This window comes from uncultured Rikenella sp. (genome assembly GCF_947628055.1).
Classification (GTDB): Bacteria; Bacteroidota; Bacteroidia; order Bacteroidales; family Rikenellaceae; genus Rikenella.
Genome location: NZ_CANQYJ010000066.1, coordinates 1 through 14,546 on the forward strand (window position 1 = coordinate 1; position 14,546 = coordinate 14,546).

The 14,546-nt window shown below is 59.2% G+C and carries 12 protein-coding genes; 9 read left to right on the plus strand and 3 right to left on the minus strand.

Going from position 1 to position 14,546, the window contains the following annotated elements; translation table 11 throughout:
• The 5 genes from Q0Z93_RS07010 to Q0Z93_RS07030 form a co-directional block, all read left to right on the plus strand.
• Positions 1–1,069, plus strand: a 1,069-nt coding sequence (locus Q0Z93_RS07010; RefSeq protein WP_298064167.1) for an N-acetylmuramoyl-L-alanine amidase, incomplete at its 5' end; no start/stop codon positions are given.
• A gap of 41 nt (positions 1,070–1,110) precedes the next feature.
• Positions 1,111–2,046 (plus strand): MlaD family protein, encoded by a 936-nt coding sequence (locus tag Q0Z93_RS07015; RefSeq protein ID WP_298064169.1) that lies wholly within the window; start codon positions 1,111–1,113, stop codon positions 2,044–2,046.
• Positions 2,047–2,228: 182 nt separating this feature from the next.
• The gene (locus tag Q0Z93_RS07020) at positions 2,229–4,784 is read left to right on the plus strand and encodes a Smr/MutS family protein (RefSeq protein ID WP_298064170.1); all 2,556 of its coding nucleotides are present in this window, start codon (positions 2,229–2,231) and stop codon (positions 4,782–4,784) included.
• Positions 4,785–4,816: 32 nt separating this feature from the next.
• Positions 4,817–5,812 carry an iron ABC transporter permease gene (locus tag Q0Z93_RS07025; protein WP_298064171.1) on the plus strand — a complete coding sequence of 332 codons (996 nt, stop codon included), beginning with the start codon at positions 4,817–4,819 and terminating at the stop codon, positions 5,810–5,812.
• On the plus strand, positions 5,812–6,834 hold the full coding sequence (locus Q0Z93_RS07030; protein WP_298064180.1) for an ABC transporter ATP-binding protein: 1,023 nt from the start codon (positions 5,812–5,814) through the stop codon (positions 6,832–6,834). The genes Q0Z93_RS07025 and Q0Z93_RS07030 overlap by 1 nt, the downstream gene beginning before the upstream one ends.
• Here Q0Z93_RS07030 and Q0Z93_RS07035 read toward each other — a convergent pair.
• On the minus strand, positions 6,805–6,969 hold the full coding sequence (locus tag Q0Z93_RS07035; protein ID WP_298064172.1) for a hypothetical protein: 165 nt from the start codon (positions 6,967–6,969) through the stop codon (positions 6,805–6,807). The two genes, Q0Z93_RS07030 and Q0Z93_RS07035, sit on opposite strands and share 30 nt — an antisense overlap.
• A gap of 90 nt (positions 6,970–7,059) precedes the next feature.
• Here Q0Z93_RS07035 and Q0Z93_RS07040 point away from each other — a divergent pair, with 90 nt between their 5' ends.
• Positions 7,060–7,854 (plus strand): Cof-type HAD-IIB family hydrolase, encoded by a 795-nt coding sequence (locus tag Q0Z93_RS07040; protein ID WP_298064173.1) that lies wholly within the window; start codon positions 7,060–7,062, stop codon positions 7,852–7,854.
• A 116-nt stretch (positions 7,855–7,970) separates the two neighbouring features.
• Here Q0Z93_RS07040 and ahcY read toward each other — a convergent pair whose 3' ends face one another.
• Entirely contained in the window at positions 7,971–9,377 is a 1,407-nt protein-coding gene (gene ahcY / locus Q0Z93_RS07045; RefSeq protein WP_298064175.1) for an adenosylhomocysteinase, read from the minus strand.
• Positions 9,358–9,777 (minus strand): riboflavin kinase, encoded by a 420-nt coding sequence (locus Q0Z93_RS07050; RefSeq protein WP_298064176.1) that lies wholly within the window; start codon positions 9,775–9,777, stop codon positions 9,358–9,360. Before Q0Z93_RS07050 ends, ahcY begins: the two co-directional genes overlap by 20 nt.
• A gap of 845 nt (positions 9,778–10,622) precedes the next feature.
• Between Q0Z93_RS07050 and Q0Z93_RS07055 the strand changes: the two genes are divergently transcribed.
• The 3 genes from Q0Z93_RS07055 to Q0Z93_RS07065 all read left to right on the plus strand — a co-directional run bounded on the left by Q0Z93_RS07055 (position 10,623) and on the right by Q0Z93_RS07065 (position 13,909).
• Positions 10,623–11,597, plus strand: a complete 975-nt coding sequence (locus Q0Z93_RS07055; RefSeq protein WP_298064177.1) for a M23 family metallopeptidase — start codon at positions 10,623–10,625, stop codon at positions 11,595–11,597.
• Positions 11,590–12,534, plus strand: a complete 945-nt coding sequence (locus Q0Z93_RS07060; protein WP_298064178.1) for a M23 family metallopeptidase — start codon at positions 11,590–11,592, stop codon at positions 12,532–12,534. Before Q0Z93_RS07055 ends, Q0Z93_RS07060 begins: the two co-directional genes overlap by 8 nt.
• Before the next feature lie 244 nt (positions 12,535–12,778).
• Complete coding sequence (locus Q0Z93_RS07065) at positions 12,779–13,909, plus strand: DUF4906 domain-containing protein (protein WP_298064179.1); 1,131 nt, start codon at positions 12,779–12,781, stop codon at positions 13,907–13,909.
• The last annotated feature ends 637 nt before the right edge of the window (positions 13,910–14,546 follow it).

Consider the following 14,546-nt stretch of genomic DNA (forward strand, 5'->3'; position numbering starts at 1 on the left):
GCGGACGGCGCCCGAGCCAAACGGCTATACGGTAGTGATCGACGCGGGACACGGAGGCAAGGATCCGGGAGCAGTGGGGAACGGGCAGCAGGAGAAAGCGATCAACTTGGGAATAGCGCTGCGGTTAGGCCGGATGATCGGGGAGCAGCTGCCGGACGTGAAGGTCGTTTATACCCGGCGGGACGACCGCTTCATCCCATTGGCCGACCGGAGCCGGATCGCATCCGAAGCGGGAGGCGATCTCTTTGTCTCCATCCATACCAACGCCAGCCCCAACCGCGAGGTGGCCGGAACCGAGACCTACGTGATGGGAGAGGACAAAGGGAATCGGAACCTGTCGGTGGTGATGCGCGAGAACGCGGTCATCAGCTTGGAGGCAGACTACACCTCGCGCTACGAGGGCTATGATCCCAGTTCGTCGGAGTCGCTGATACTCTTTTCGTTGATGCAGTATGCCTACCAGAGCCAGAGCCTGTCGCTGGCGGAGCTGATCCAGGAACGCTATGCGGGCCACGCGCATCGCAGGAACAAGGGGGTCAAACAGGCAGGGTTCCTGGTGCTGTGGCGCACGCCGATGCCGAGCGTGCTCACGGAAGTAGGCTTCATCTCGAACCCGGCGGAGGCGAAATTCCTCGGTTCGGCGGCGGGGCAGGAGAAAATCGCAGCATCGATCTTCCGGGCGGTGAAGGAATACAAGCGGCGCACGGACAGCCGCACGCTGGCCTCGGCCCCGGAGACCGCTGCGGCTCCGGAACAGCAGGCCTCCGGCACCTCTTCCGCCGGGCAGGGGCAGAATGGCACGGAAAATGCCGGTAGGACGGTGTTCCGCATCCAGGTGAAGAGCTCGCTCGCGAGAATCCCCATAACGCGCTCGAACTTCGGCGATTATGCGGATCAGGTATTGGAAAAACGGATCGACGGCCGCTACAAATATTACTGCGGATCGAGTTTTTCTTACCGAGAAGCGTTACTTTTGCAGAGCCGGGTGCGCCGCTCGTTCCCGGATGCTTTCATGGTGGCGTTCCGGGGAGAAAAGCCGGTGCCGCTGGCGGAAGCGATCGGGAAATAGGACTTTGTGAAGCCTTTTATATTCAGGAATACGGTGTACATATGAAAAAGAAAAAACTCTCGCGAGAAGTCAAAATAGGCATCTACGGGCTCAGTATGGTCCTGCTGCTCTACTTGGGGATCAATTTTATCAAGAGCCGGGATATTTTCAGCCGGGACAATACTTTTTACGCGGTGTACGACAACTCGGACGGTATCGAGGCCTCTTCGCCGGTCACGATCAAGGGTTTCCGGGTGGGAACGGTGGAGAAAGTGTGGTACGATGTGCCCACGGGGAAAGTGATTGCGGAGTTCTCGGTGGGGAAACATTATCCGGTGCCGACCGATTCGGAGGCGAAGATCACCAGCGCATCGCTGATGGGCTCCAAGGTGATCGACCTGAGGTTAGGGGATGCGCCGGATCACCTCGAAAGCGGGGATACGATCCGCTCGGTGATGGAACCGGGACTGCTCCAGATGGTCACCACCGAGTATGACAATCTGAAAGATATGGCAACCTCCTTGGTGGAACGGCTCTCGAAGGCGCTGGACGGAGTCAACGCGGTGCTGAGCGAGGAAAATGTGGCCAATCTGTCGGGAGTGCTGGCCCACGCCCATGCGATCAGCGGCAACGTAGACAAAATGGTGGCCACGGATCTGACCAAGACGATGGACAACCTGCAGAAACTTTCGGCGGAGCTGAATTCGGCGGCGCCGAAGATTACGAATATCGTGAACCGGGTAGAGACGATGGCGGATTCGATGAGCACGTCGGTGCCGGCATTGATGTCGGGCGCAGAGCGGGCGGTGGATCGCCTGAACACGACGCTGGCGGCGATCAACGATGCCGAAGGGAGCGTGGGTAAGCTGATCTACGACAAGGAGCTGTATCACAACCTGACCCAGGCGTCGGAATCGCTGACCCTGCTTCTACAGGACTTCAAGGCGAACCCGGGGCGCTATATCCATTTCTCGGTGTTCGGCCGGCGGGATAAATAGGTTCTGTGCGGGAAAGGTGTCCGCCTCTTCTTCGCTTCGTACAGCCGGGATGCGCCTTTTAACGAGAGGCCGGACAGCAGGAATACTTTGAGCAGTATCTCCCTTTGACGGCCCTCCGGGGGTGCGGCCGAGTGTCGGTGCGCCTTTTCGGGCCCCGGGCTAAAAACAGAGATTCAAAACTTATGATCTATCCGAAAGATTTTGAGCAGCGGATCGGATTCGACAAAGTCCGGGACGCTGTTTCGCTTTTGTGCGGAACGGAAGCGGCACAGACCCTGGTGCGCGAAGCCCCGTTTTGCACCGACTATGCCCTGTTGCGGCATACGCTGGGCGAGGCAGCCGAGATGCGGGACATCCTGGTGCAGGAGGGCGACTATCCGGGCGGCGGATACACCGATACGAACCGCTTCCTGCGCAGAGTGCGGATCGAGGGAACTTACTTGGAACCGGCCCAGATGGTCGAACTGCTCCGGGCGCTCGAACTGCTCGACGCCCTGGCCGCTTTCTTCAGGAGCAAACGTCAGGAAGGAAAAGACCCTTATCCCCTGCTGGGAGAGCTGGCCGAGCCAGTGGAAGACTTTTCCGCCGTGCGGCGCGAGATCGGGCGGATCATCGACCCGGAATCGGGACAGCTGCGGGATAACGCCTCGCCGGAGCTGGCGCAGATCCGGCGCACACTGCGCGAAAAATCTTCGCAAGTCGAGAAACGGCTGCAATCCATATTGAGACAGGCGCAGGCAGCGGGGATAGTCGACCCGGACAGTGAGATTTCGGTGCGTGACGGGCGGACGGTGATTCCCGTATCCGCAGTGAACAAACGGAAGATCAAAGGTTTAGTGCACGACGAATCGGCGACCGGGCGGACGGCTTATATCGAGCCGATGGAAGTGGTGGAACTGAACAACGAACTGCGGGAACTCGAAAACGAAGAGCGGCGCGAGACCGTGCGGATACTGACCGCGTTCGCCGACCGGCTGCGGCCGGAACTGCCGCTCTTGCTGGCAGCTGGGGAATACTTGGTGCGGATGGACTTTATCGAAGCCAAGGCACGGTACGCCTTGAGCACGAATGCCGTGCTGCCGGAACTTCGGGCCGAGCCGGGGATGCACCTGCGGAAAGCCCGGCACCCGCTGCTGGAAGCGGCTTTGCGAAAAGAGGGGAAGCCCATCGTGCCGCTGGACTTGACACTCACGCAAGAGAAACATATCCTACTGATTTCCGGGCCGAACGCGGGCGGGAAATCCGTGTGCCTCAAAACGGCGGGACTGCTGCAATACATGCTGCAATGCGGCTGGCTCGTGCCGGCGGACGGCGATTCGCAGATGGGGATTTTCGGCAGCCTCTTTATCGACATCGGCGACCAGCAGTCGTTAGACAACGACCTCTCGACCTACTCATCGCACCTGATCAACATGAAGACCGTGCTGCGGCATGCCGACGAACGATCGCTGGTGCTGATCGACGAATTCGGATCGGGAACCGAGCCGGGAACGGGCGGGGCGATCGCCGAGGCAGTACTGCAGCGGCTCGAAGCGCGGCATGTGTGGGGAATCGTCACGACGCACTATGCCAATCTGAAATACTATGCCGCAGGGGCACGGGGGATCGAGAACGGAGCGATGGCATTCGACTTGCAGAACATCCGGCCGCTGTTCCGGCTGGAAATGGGGCGGCCGGGCAGTTCGTTCGCCTTCGAGATCGCCCGGAAAATCGGACTGCCGGAGGAGATCATCCGCTCGGCGGAAGAGAAGATCGGATCGGCACAGGCCAACGCCGAAAAACACATCCGCGAGGCGGCGCGCGACAAACGATACTGGGAGTCGAAGCGGGAGCGGATTCGGCTGGCGGAGAAGAACATAGACCGGACAGCGGCACAGTACGAGTTGCAGCTGTCCGAGATTCAGGCCGAGAAAACGAAAATATTGGCCGCGGCGCGGACGGAGGCGGAAAAGCTGCTGGCGGAAGCCAACCGGAAGATCGAAAATACGATCCGTGAAATCCGCGAAGCAGAGGCGGAACGCGAGCGGACACGGGCGGTACGGGCAGAGTTCGACGAGTTTCGGAATCTGATTGCAGGGAGCGGCACGCAGCCGCTGCCGTCGGCGGAGGATGATCCGATCTTGCGCAAGATGAAACAGTTGCGCGAACGGGAGCAGCGACGCAAGGAGCGCAGGAGACAACACGCGTCCGCGACCTCGGGTACGGATGGGAAGGCTGCGGAAAAGAAGCCGGAAAAACCGCGGGAGATCGAACCGGGGCTCCATGTCCGGATACAGGGACAGCAGACGGTGGGCGAGGTGCTGACATTGCAGGGCTCGGGCAAAGCGACGGTGGCGTTCGACCATGTGACGACGGTAGTGGACAAGGCCCGCCTGGAGATCGTGCCGCACGCGGAATACCGAAAACTGGCGCGCAACAACGGTTCGACCTCTGCGACGGCAGCTTTCGGCAGAGCGGCGGAGAGCTACGATACGTCGAAAAAGAGGCTGAATTTCAAGCAGCAGCTGGACATCCGGGGCATGCGGGCGGGAGAGGCGCTACAGATTGTCGAAACCTTTGTGGACGAGGCGATCATGCTGGGTTTTCCCCAGGTGACGATCCTGCACGGCAAGGGAACCGGAGCGCTGAAAGAAGAGGTCAGACGCTATCTTCGGACAGTGCCGCTGGTCGTTTCGGCCGCAGACGAGCACGAAGAGCTCGGCGGAGCGGGCATCACGGTGGTCACGCTGGATGTCTGAAACGGAGAGATAACCCGTCACATCTTACCGAATTGAAACTGAAATTTCTACTATTCCTGCTGTTGCTCGCAGCTTTGGCAGCCGCCGACACGCTCATCGGCTCCACCGGTTTCGTGTGGCCGTTCGGCAGCGGAGACGGCATAGAGAGCGATATGGCCCGGCGCATCCTTTTCGACTTCCGGCTGCCGAAAGCCGGTGTCGCCCTGCTCGCCGGCGCCGCCCTTTCCGCCAGCGGACTGCTGATGCAGACCATTTTCCGCAATCCGCTGGCAGGCCCTTACGTACTGGGGGTCAGTTCCGGCGCAAGCCTCGGTGCAGCCCTCTTTCTGCTCGGGCTGCCCATGCTCGGGAACGCCGGCATCGCCCGCGACCTCGGCATCGCCGTTTCCGCCTGGATCGGCGCCGCCGCGATCCTGCTGCTCGTAACGGCCGTTTCCGTGCGGATCAAAGACATCATGGCCGTGTTGATCTTGGGGATGATGTTCGGCAGCGCCGCCTCCGCTTTCGTAGACATACTGCAATACTTCAGCAGCGACGCCGCACTCAAAGGTTTTGTCATCTGGTCGATGGGCAGCCTCGGCGGCCTCTCCGACGGACAGCTCCTTATCCTGGCCGTCTGCGTGGCCGGCGGACTGCTGCTGGCCGCCGGATCGGTCAAATCGTTGAACCTGCTATTGTTAGGCGAAGGATACGCCCGGAGCATGGGGGTTTGTGTGGGCCGGGTGCGGGGAGTGATCTTTCTGGCCACTTCGCTGCTGGCCGGCAGCGTCACCGCCTTCTGCGGGCCGATCGGTTTCGTGGGCATCGCCGTTCCCCATATCGCCCGGATGTTCTTCCGACGGGCCGACCACCGGATCCTGCTGCCCGCCTCGGTACTGATCGGAGCGGACATGATGCTCTTCTGCGACCTCATTTCGCAACTGCCCGGCACCGACCTGATTTTGCCCGTTAATACCATCACCGCCTTGCTCGGGATACCGGTGGTCGCGATGGTCGTCGTGAACAGCAAACGCGGGAGGATGATGTGATGAAGATAGAGATCGAAAATGTCACCTTAGGCTACCCCCAGCGGCATGCCGGGCCGCGGTTGCTGGCCGAACACCTGTCGTTCGCCGCGCCCGAAGGGGAGTTAGTCGCCTTGCTGGGGCGGAACGGAGTCGGGAAAAGCACCTTGCTGCGCGTATTGGCAGGCGTGCGGAGGCCTTTGAAAGGCCGCGCCACCCTCGACGGCACAGAAATTGCTGCGATGGCCGCCCGGGAGCGGGCCCGAAAGATCGCTTTCGTGACCACCGAACAGATCGCCGCAGCACACCTGAGAGTAGATGAAGTCGTGGCCATGGGCCGCGCGCCCTACACCGGATGGTTCGGCACCCTCGCGCCGGAAGACCGGCGCGTCGTCGGCGAGGCTTTGGAACGGGTCGGCATGTCCGCTTTCCGCGACAAAACCGTAGAGAGCCTCAGCGACGGCGAGCGGCAGCGCGTGATGATCGCCCGCGCACTGGCCCAGGACACCCCGCTTATGCTGCTCGACGAGCCGACCGCCTTCCTCGACCTGCCGAACCGCTACCAGATCGCCCTGCTGCTGCGCGAACTGGCGCACGACACCGGAAAAACCGTGATCTTTTCGTCGCACGATCTGTCGACCGCCATAGAACTTTGCGACACCCTGTGGGTGATGACCCCCGGCGGTGTAGCGGCCGGAGCGCCGGAAGACCTGATGCGTTCGGGCGCTCTGAACGCCATGTTCGAGCAGACCCCGCTGAGCCTTTCATCCGAAGGAACCGTCAAATTGAACCGGGAAGCCTTGCATGCGGTACGGATCGAAAGTGATGCCGACAATGAAACCGGGCGGCTGCTCGTCAAGACCGTCGAGCGGTGCGGATTCGCCATCGTATCGGAAACGGCCGGCACGAACGTGGCGGCAGAGATAACGATTTTACCCGGGAACGGGGGATTCCGGGTGAGCGGGACGGACAATAAGACGACTGCCTTTGCCGCGGATTTTCACGAGATCGCCGCTTTACTGCGGCAGCTCGCACCCCTTCGTTGAGACCGGGAGAGTATCATCCTGTCCGCGGAGCTGCACGAACGCATCGTGCAGCCACAGGTCGACCGCCAGCAGCTCGGCATCGCCGGTCGTCGCCTCGCGCATCAGGAGCGCATCGTCGAGGAAGGTTTCATCCATATCGGCTCGATTTTACTACCTTAGCCAACGCCCCTTGACGGACGACTATTGCCCAGTCATCCGAAAAAGGCGGACAAGCAACTGACAATCATGATAAAAGCGATATTTTTCGACATCGACGGCACCTTGGTGAGTTTCCGCACCCACTGCATTCCCGATTCGGCGCTCCGGGCGCTCGGCGCCTTGCGGGAAAAGGGGATCAGGCTCTTTATCGCTTCCGGGCGCCACCCGTCGGACATCTTTACAGTCAGCGATTTCCCGTTCGACGGGTATGTAGCTCTGAACGGCGGCTATTGTATAGCCGGGAGCGGCGAGGTGATCTTCCGGCAGGAAATCGACCCTTCGGACATCGAACGGATGATCCGCTGGCAGCAAGGGCCGGAGAAATTCGCCTGCGTGCTGGCCGGCGAACGGGAGATGTGCCTCAACTTCGTGGACGAGCGTGTCACGCGGGTGCGCAAACTGGTCGAGACGGGTCACCCCGCACCGGTGGCTCCGTTCGAGGAATGGAGTGCCATCGCGCGGCGGGGGGTGTTGCAGCTGATCGCCTTTTTCGGCCCGGAGCGGGAAGCGGAAATCATGGGCGGCGTGTTTCCCCACTGCCGGTCCATGCGGTGGAATCCGCTTTTCACCGACATCGTGCCGGCCGGGGTGAACAAAGCCGAAGGGATCGACCGGATGCTGGAACATTTCGGTCTGAGGCTGGAGGAGGTGATGGCTTTCGGCGACGGCGGCAACGACATCCCGATGCTCGAACACGTCGGGACGTCCGTAGCTATGGGCAACGCCGATCCTGCGGTCAAAAAAGCGGCGGACTATGTGACCACCTCGCCGGACGACCACGGCATCGCCCGCGCCCTGCGCCGGTTCGGACTGATCGAATGACCGTTTTATACGCCAAGAACCGGACAGTCTTTTCTTTTAGCCCACTGTCAAAAAAAGTCCTCGTTTTCCATGACATGGAAAACGAGGACTTTCGGTATGGAAAAACCGCCCGGGCGTCAATACCGGTAGAAATCCACCTTGTACGGCCCTTCGACCGGCACCCCGATGTATTCCGCCTGCGCCGGCGTGAGCCGGGTCAGATGCACTCCGATCCGCTCTAAATGGAGCCGCGCCACCTCTTCGTCCAGATGTTTCGGCAGCCGATAGACCCCCACTTCATAGTCATGCTGCCACAGTTCGATCTGCGCCAGCGTCTGGTTCGTGAACGAGTTGCTCATCACGAACGACGGATGGCCCGTCGCGCACCCTAAATTCACCAACCGCCCTTCGGCCAGTATGAATATCGAGTGCCCGTCCTCCGTGAAAGTGTATTTGTCCACCTGCGGTTTGATCTCCGTCCGCACCGCCCCCTCGAACGCATTGAGCCGATCCATCTGGATCTCGTCGTCGAAATGGCCGATGTTGCAGACGATCGCCTGGTCGCGCATCGCCCGCATGTGTTCCAGCGTGATAATATCCCGGTTCCCCGTGGTCGTGACGTAGATATTCCCCTCCGACAATGCCTCTTCGACCGTCTTGACCTCGAAACCCTCCATCGCCGCCTGCAACGCACAGATCGGGTCGATCTCCGTCACGATCACCCGCGCCCCATAGTGTCTCAAGCTCGCCGCACATCCTTTTCCCACCTCACCGTATCCGCAGACCACCGCCACCTTACCCGCGATCATCACGTCCGTGGCCCGCTTGATGCCGTCCGCCAACGACTCCCGACAGCCGTACAGGTTGTCGAATTTCGACTTCGTCACCGAGTCGTTCACATTGATGGCCGGAAAGAGCAATTCCCCGCGTTCCATCATCCGGTACAGCCGATGCACTCCGGTCGTGGTCTCCTCGGATACCCCCCGCAACTCGTTCACCACCCCATGCCACTTCCCCGGCTCCGTTTTCAAGGTCTCTTTCAGCAAGGCCAGAATGACCGCCTCTTCGTGATTGCCCGCTTTTTGATCCAGTATCGACGGGTCGTTCTCCGCCGCAAACCCTTTGTGTACTAATAGTGTCGCATCGCCCCCGTCGTCCACAATGAGGTGCGGCCCCTTGCTGCCCGGAAAGGTCAGCGCCTGCCGCGTGCACCACCAGTAGTCTTCGAGTGACTCCCCTTTCCATGCGAAAACCGGCACGCCTGCCGCCGCCATCGCCGCCGCCGCGTGGTCCTGCGTCGAAAAGATGTTGCACGAGCACCACCGAACTTCCGCCCCCAGCTCGACCAATGTCTCGATCAGCACGGCGGTCTGGATCGTCATGTGGAGCGATCCCATGATCCTTGCCCCGGCGAGCGGTTTGGAGGCCCCGTATTTCTTGCGCAGGGCCATCAACCCCGGCATTTCATGTTCCGAGACTTCGATTTCCCGGCGTCCCCAGTCGGCCAGCCCCATGTCGGCCACTTTATAAGGTATATTCGTCATCGTTCTCTATGATGTTGATTGCTTGTTTCTTATCCCGTTCCATCGCCTGACGCAGCTCCTCGACGGAGGCGAACTTGCGTTCGGGCCGCAGATAGCGCAAAAGATCGAGGCGGAGTTCGCTCCCGTACAGATCGCCGTCGAAGTCGAGGAGCCAGGCTTCTGCCTTGCATATTCCGCCGTCCTCTGTCGCCGTCTCAACGGTCGGCCGCCGCCCTACGTTCACCAGCCCCCAATAACGTTCTCCGCTCTCCAAGATGGTGATCCGTGCGAGCCACACTCCCTCCGCTGCCCGAACATCCTCTGACATCGCCAGGTGTATGTTGGCTGTCGGAAAGCCCAATGTCCGCCCCAGCCGCCGCCCGGGGCGCACGCGCCCTTGTATGGTGATCGCTTTTTGCATCCGGGGGCCAAAGATACGATATTTTTACGGGATGCTGGTTCTTTGCGGGTTTTGAGGAGCTGGTTCTTTTTGTTCTCAGAAAGAATCCCAAGAACTTTTATATCTGCTTCCGCCGGGCCAAGCGGCTCTTTTTTATTGCCCTCACGCCGGACTTTTTGGTATGCCCTCAAAAGTAAGCAAGAACGCATAAATGAGGGCGAACTTTCCCCGCTGCCACGGAACAGGCTTTTCATTTCTTTTTCCTCGTCACACTCCCCCGCGCCGTTTACGCGTCGCAACGACCATTGTAGGTTTTATTGTACGTGTTTGGGAGTGAACAGTTCTCTTTAACTTCGCTCCGCTCGTTTTTCTCCTCGCGCTATCTCGGCATAGTCCGCAAGCGGCCTCTGCTCTCGAAACGCTGCTCGGTTGTGAACAAAAGGAACCAATTGAGATGCTTGCGCATCTCTTGAGCCTGCCGGGTACTCTTGTCTTCGATTTGTCGGGGTGCGGGGAATCGGGCCGACATCATGGGTTCAGTACCTTATCGGCCCGATTCCCGCGCCCCGAACCAAACGCGATGCAAGAGGACTGCGGAGCCTAAGGAGTAGCGCAGCTATCTGAAAGTCTTTTGGGTACCTTTTCTTCAGAAAAGGTACGGTTCCATCCGGCACAGTGCTAAATAAACCTACCATATAATCGCGGATTTTCAGATAACAGTTTTGGTCTTTTTCATCATGCCGGCAGTTTCGCAGCCCTCCGAACAGCGAGCCACAACGTTCTTACTCCGGAAACCGAGCGATTTTCGCCCGAAGAATCGACGAAAAATATTAAATTTGTAAAATTGAAATACCGCCCAGGCGCCAATGGATTCACCGCAGTCATCCTCATATTACACCCTCTACCACTTCTTCCGGGAGCGGTTCGTGCTGCCCCTGCGGCAGTGGCTTTTCCGGTTCGTGCGGATGGTACTGGCCGTCTTTATCGCCGCGTCCGTGGTCAACTTCGTCTTCTCCTATTTTTTTTACACCCCCAAGATGCACCGCCTGCGCGAACAGAACGAAGCGATCGTGCGCGACTATCAGCTGCTCGAAAAACGGGTGGACGCATCCATGCAGCAACTGGCGGAACTGCGGGAACGCGACCATGCGGTTTACCGGGCTATTTTCTCGGCCGACACGCTCGAGGTGCCGGGGATTTACACTCCTTATGCGCCGGAAAAATATGCTTCGGTGGGCTACGGCCGCTATGCGCCGCTGATGACACAGGTGTGGGAAAAGATGGACGCCTTCGCACGGCAGCTCTACCTGCAGTCGCTCTCGTTCGACCAGATCGAGAAACTGGCCGAAGACAAAGACTTGATGGCGGAAGTGGTGCCGGCGATCATGCCATTGGACAAGAATAAATTAAAAGGCGATATCGGCGCTTTCGGGATGCGGATGCACCCGATCCTGAAACGTTATGTCGGCCACGAAGGGATCGACATGGGGGCGCCTGTCGGGACACCGGTCTATGCCACAGGGACGGGACTGGTGTCCGACCAGAAACCGCAGTCGGGCTACGGGATTCAGATCGTGATCGACCACGGCTTCGGTTACCGCACGCGGTACGCTCACCTGAGCAAAAGCCTCGTCAGGCCGGGGCAGTTGGTCAAGCGGGGCGAACTGATTGGCGAAGTGGGCAGCACGGGACGCTCGACGGGGCCCCACCTGCATTACGAAGTGATCTACCGGGGGAGACCGGTCAACCCGATCAATTATATCAGCCGCGACATGAGCGAAGAGGAATTCCGAGCCATTACCGAATCAGCCAAGACCACTACCTACGAACTGGATGAATAAACGTGCCGCACATACCTCCGGGCCGGTCCGGCGCTATCCGAGACTGGTGAAGTGGGTCTTCCGTTTCTTCAGCGGGATCGCCGTGGCGGTGGCCTATTTCATCGTCTTTTCCATCTTTTTCGACACCCCCATCGAATACGAACTGAAACGGAGTACCGATCGGATTGAGCGGGAATACCGCAAGTTGGAGCGGCGGTACGACACCTTGCAGCAGATCCTGGACAACGTGGCTGAGCGGGACAGAAGCGTCTATAAAATATTGTTCGAGTCGGAACCGGTCATGCAAAGTGACGGCGACCGGCAGCGGCAGGCGGTCTTCCGCGAGAAGCTCGAAGGAATGACCAACCTGGAGCTGGGAACCTATTTCGACCGGGGATTGGGAATGCTGTATCAGAAAGTCTCGAACTATGCGGCCATGGCCCGCGGACAGCAGGAGCGGGTGGAAAAGGACGTGGCCGGAGCGCTGTCCATTCCGGCCATCCAGCCGGTCGACAACCGGCAGCTGACCTTATTGACCGCTTCGTTCGGCGAGCGGGTGCATCCGTTTTTCAAAACCATGACGCAACATAACGGAGTGGACTACTCGGTGCCGGTCGGAACGGCGGTGTTCGCTACGGCGGACGGCACGGTGCGCAGCCTCCAGACACGGGGACAGACTTCGGGGCTGAGTTTGGTGATCGACCACGGGAACGGCTACGAGACCGCTTATTCGCACTTAGACAAAGTGGTGGTCCGGCCGGGGCAGCGGGTGAGCCGGGGCGACATCATCGCCTTTTCGGGGAACTCGGGCCTTTCGTTTGCGCCGCATCTCCATTATGAGGTGCGCTACCGGGGCACGGCGGTGGATCCAGTGAACTATTTCTTTATGGAGCTGGATATGCCCCGCATGCGAAGGCTCAGGGAAATTTCCCGGATGGGGATGCAGTCGTTCGACTGACGGGCGCCGGCCTGCTCGACCGAAAGGCGGACGTTATCTGTGCTGGTGAAAATCAAACAATTATCTTTAATTCCGGGGGCTGGGCCTGCGCGGCATGCCGGCAGCCTTTTCAGCCGAAAACTGACAGAAATTACAAATATTCATTCCCGGCGTGTCACCAAATAAAATTTATTCATAACTTTGTTGTCGCATTGAGGCGCTCTGTATCCTTCGCAGAGCGGCTCTTAACATATTGCACAGCGCTATGAAAAGAGATCTATCATTCTCAGGCACAGGCATATCCCATGTCATTGTTTCGGCACTGGCTTTCGGGTCAGTCATGTTATCGTGCACCGAAGATCGCGGCCCGGCTGCGGGCGGCCTCACGGGCGGCGAATCGACATTCAATGTTACACTGAATGCCGGCTCGTTCACGGGCACGCCTGCAAACGGCGGCGAAATGGACGGGGCGGAAGCCTCGACCAAAGTCATTCCGGCCACAGGCATGCACGAGGACGACATGGCCAACATCTGGATGCTTCAGTTCGACGCCGCAGGGACATGCGTGCGGAGCGTCTACTACCCGGCATACAATCCGGACAACTTCCCGGTGACGCTCTCCAACGGCACGGCCCAGACGGTGGCATTCGTGGCCAATACCTTCGATGCGAACCTGTTCCAGGATTATGCGGGAACGTGGAGCGCATTCAGCTCCTTGACCCGGGACGTGACGGAAGCATCCATACACACAGGGGCGGGGGTGGGCGACCGCTATCTGGTCATCTCGGGCATTTACAAAGGAGACATCACGTCGGCGGGAATTCCAACGGCAGTGCAGATGAAGCGGGCCGTGGCGAAAGTCAAGCTCACCTGGTCTGTGGCCGGGCTCCCTGCCGGGGAGGCGTTCGTTCCGAAAAGCCTGCAAGTCTGCAATGCGGCAGTGAAACAGGCTTATATGGAGGCATCGGCGGCGGTTTATCCGGCGGGGGCGGCGGGCAATTTCGCCTCTTATGCGGCGACTAATCATCCGGCTGCGGGAACTTACACATGGTATCTGGCGGAAAACCGACGCGGCACGGGAACGGGAAGCTCGTCGTTCGACAAATCGGAGCTGACGGCTCCGGGTGGCCAGGGGGCTTATTGTACCTATATCGATCTGCGGGGCGAATACACTTTTGCCGACGGACAAAAGGCCGATTTGAGCTACAAATTCTATATAGGGGCAGATGTCGTTTCGGATTATAACGTGCGGCGGAACAACATTTACGACCTGACCGTGCGAATTACGGGGGCCAATGCGGCGGATACCCGTATATCAATCACTTCGGCGGGCGGAGAGTGGGCGGTCGATACGGATACTCCGGGAAATGTCAATGGCGGCGTGACTTTTAACTGATCGGCAAAAGATTTCCCGGAAAATTATACGGAAACTGAAAAATACTTGGACGGGGGAATTCGTATCGGATTCCCTCGTCTCTTTTATTATTAATTAGGCCTCGTTTTCCGCGATCCGCAACCCCGTCGCGTTCTATTTCGCGGCGGCGCAGTCTGACTGGACATCGCCGCAGAACGACGCGCTGTGGCGGGACGAGGCCAAAACGTTGTTCGACCCTTGTCCGGCAGGCTGGCGGGTGCCCCGAGGCGGGCAAAACGACCTCAGCCCGTGGAAAACGTTCACCATAAGTAACGGCCCGTGGCAAGGAGCCGCAGCCGCCACCGGCCGCCTGTTCGACCATTCAGTCGTCTACACCGGCGGAGCATGGTATCCCGCAACAGGCTATCGCGAATCCAGTCGTTATTATTATCAAGACGGGCGACTGTTCGGCGTGGCTATGTATTGTCATGATCGTACTACATCCACCACCGCCGAGGAATCCTATATTTTCCATTACAATTCCTACGGTATTTATCCGTTCCACACTTACAGTCGTAGCTCCGGTCTTCCAGTACGCTGTATACGGGAGTAGGAGGTAAGGATAGGAGTGTGAAGCGCCCCGTTCCTCCCCCCTCCGCCCCCATGGAAATAAATCGCC

Bases quoted from the DNA above. Each gene is read 5' to 3' on its own strand.
- Q0Z93_RS07015 (WP_298064169.1), top strand. From the start codon at position 1,111: ATGAAAAAGAAAAAACTCTCGCGAGAAGTCAAAATAGGCATCTACGGG.
- Q0Z93_RS07020 (WP_298064170.1), top strand. From the start codon at position 2,229: ATGATCTATCCGAAAGATTTTGAGCAGCGGATCGGATTCGACAAAGTC.
- Q0Z93_RS07030 (WP_298064180.1), top strand. From the start codon at position 5,812: ATGAAGATAGAGATCGAAAATGTCACCTTAGGCTACCCCCAGCGGCAT.
- Q0Z93_RS07035 (WP_298064172.1), bottom strand. From the start codon at position 6,969: ATGGATGAAACCTTCCTCGACGATGCGCTCCTGATGCGCGAGGCGACG.
- Q0Z93_RS07040 (WP_298064173.1), top strand. From the start codon at position 7,060: ATGATAAAAGCGATATTTTTCGACATCGACGGCACCTTGGTGAGTTTC.
- ahcY (WP_298064175.1), bottom strand. From the start codon at position 9,377: ATGACGAATATACCTTATAAAGTGGCCGACATGGGGCTGGCCGACTGG.
- Q0Z93_RS07050 (WP_298064176.1), bottom strand. From the start codon at position 9,777: ATGCAAAAAGCGATCACCATACAAGGGCGCGTGCGCCCCGGGCGGCGG.
- Q0Z93_RS07055 (WP_298064177.1), top strand. From the start codon at position 10,623: ATGGATTCACCGCAGTCATCCTCATATTACACCCTCTACCACTTCTTC.
- Q0Z93_RS07060 (WP_298064178.1), top strand. From the start codon at position 11,590: ATGAATAAACGTGCCGCACATACCTCCGGGCCGGTCCGGCGCTATCCG.
- Q0Z93_RS07065 (WP_298064179.1), top strand. From the start codon at position 12,779: ATGAAAAGAGATCTATCATTCTCAGGCACAGGCATATCCCATGTCATT.